At 43.3% G+C, this 1,850-nt stretch carries 1 protein-coding gene and 1 pseudogene; both read right to left on the bottom strand.

All coding sequences use genetic code 11. The features are described 5' to 3' along the window. Positions 1 to 259 (bottom strand): annotated as a pseudogene (locus GTH32_RS19180) (IS4 family transposase); the annotation flags it as partial. Between the two features lie 178 nt (positions 260 to 437). Further along, the gene (locus GTH32_RS19185) at positions 438 to 1,676 is read right to left on the bottom strand and encodes a DEAD/DEAH box helicase (protein ID WP_163088798.1); all 1,239 of its coding nucleotides are present in this window, start codon (positions 1,674 to 1,676) and stop codon (positions 438 to 440) included. Between the last annotated feature and the right edge of the window lie 174 nt (positions 1,677 to 1,850).

The following is a 1,850-nucleotide window of genomic DNA, read 5'->3' on the forward strand; positions in this document are numbered from 1 at the left end:
GGTCATCTAAATCTGACCAATCGATTGAGATAACAGGGCGTGAAGTGCTACCACAAAATAGTTGGCCGATAGATGCATAGATAAGGGGTGTTTCACTTAATAAATGCGGGTTTGAGAGCAAGCGGTCGGCACGTTTAATGCGATGTTTTTCAAAGGCTTTAGTGTTAATCCCTCGACCTATGCTGGTTACGGTTGCAGCACTTCCATTAAGCAGGCTTTTGACGCACGCCGTTACCGCATCCCGACGATTTTTATGCATTTTATAGCTGACAAGCGATACGACTTTGTTCACAATAGACAGGGCATTCATGGTTGTTTGGTCTCAGTGATTTTTGGCGATTGATCTGATCACCAAACGTCATGAATGTTCCCATCTTTTTTATCCCACTGATTTCGCTATATTATTTGTGGGGATACCTCAGACTCTGACCCCATTTTTAGCGGCGCTTTTTGCGTCCTTTTAACCTGCCTTTGCCCTTGGGTTTAACGTCGGCCTCAAAATTCCCGTATAAATCTTCTTCTATTTTTACCACAGGCGGCTTTGGTTTGGGGGCAAAGCCAGCAACAAATGTTTTTTTAAACTGCCTGCCAATAAAGCGTTCTATTGCCCTCAATTGTTTCGCTTCATCGTCGCTAAAGAGTGAGATTGCTAATCCGTTTGACGACGCTCGGCCTGTACGACCTATTCTATGGATGTAGTCTTCGGGTACATAGGGAAGGTCGACATTAATAACGCATGGCAATTGATGAATATCGATGCCTCTAGCGGCCAAATCGGTTCCAATCAACACTTTAATGCTGCCATTTCTAAAGCCATTTAACGCCAATGTGCGTGCCTGTTGCGTTCTATTTGCATGAATGGATTCTGCAGCAATGCCTAGTGTCTCAAGTTCATTTCTTAAGATATCCGCACCGCGTTTGGTACGGGTAAATACTAGTATTTGAGACCAATCGTTGTTTTCAATAAGGTGAATAACAAGCGCATGTTTTCGCTCTTTGTCCACCGGATGCAGCATTTGTGTGATCTTTTCAATGTGATCATTCGCCTTGGCCAACTCTATAGTCACAGGGTTATGAAGCATTGTGGTTGCCAGTGCTTTTATTTCTTTTGAAAAAGTGGCTGAAAAAAGCAGTGTTTGGTGCTTTTTAGGCAACAGGTTTTGTATGTGATGAATATGGTCAACAAAACCTAAGTCCAACATACGGTCGGCTTCATCTAGCACTAATATCTCTAGGTAGTCGAAGTTAATGGCACTTTGTTCATATAAATCTACTAAACGGCCTGGGGTTGCAATGAGGATGTCCACGCCTTTTTCTAACTCATGCTTTTGGGGCTCAATGCGCACTCCACCGAATACGGCGGTTGAGCGAATATTCAAGTTTTGACTATAGGTATTAATGTTTAGGGCAACCTGAGCCGCAAGTTCGCGAGTGGGGGCGATAATGAGTGCCTTCACACAATTCGTTTGTGGGGGAGGCTTGTTCGCTAATAAATGCAAAATGGGTAATGAAAAACTCGCCGTTTTTCCGGTACCTGTTTGCGCCACCGCAATTACATCCCGCTGACTCAATATTGCTGGAATAGCTTCTTTTTGAATGGGGGATGGCGAGGTATATCCCTTCTCTGTAACAGTGTTTAAAAGCTCAGTACATAAGCCTAAAGCGCTAAATGCCATAAAAGGGAAGCCTACAAGATATTGAAAGTGGCGCCATAGTATTTGAAAAAGGGGTCAGAGTCTGAGGTATCCCCACAAATAATATAGCGAAATCAGTGGGATAAAAAAGATGGGAACATTCATGACGTTTGGTGATCAGATCTTTCGCCAAAAAAAAGTGAAGGTTAAACGCCA

Origin of the sequence: Alteromonas profundi, from assembly GCF_010500865.1 — a bacterium.
In the GTDB taxonomy this organism is placed as follows: domain Bacteria; phylum Pseudomonadota; class Gammaproteobacteria; order Enterobacterales; family Alteromonadaceae; genus Alteromonas; species Alteromonas profundi.

What these genes read in the sequence shown, in the direction of transcription:
- GTH32_RS19185 (WP_163088798.1), bottom strand. Translation starts at nt 1,676, where the DNA reads ATGGCATTTAGCGCTTTAGGCTTATGTACTGAGCTTTTAAACACTGTT.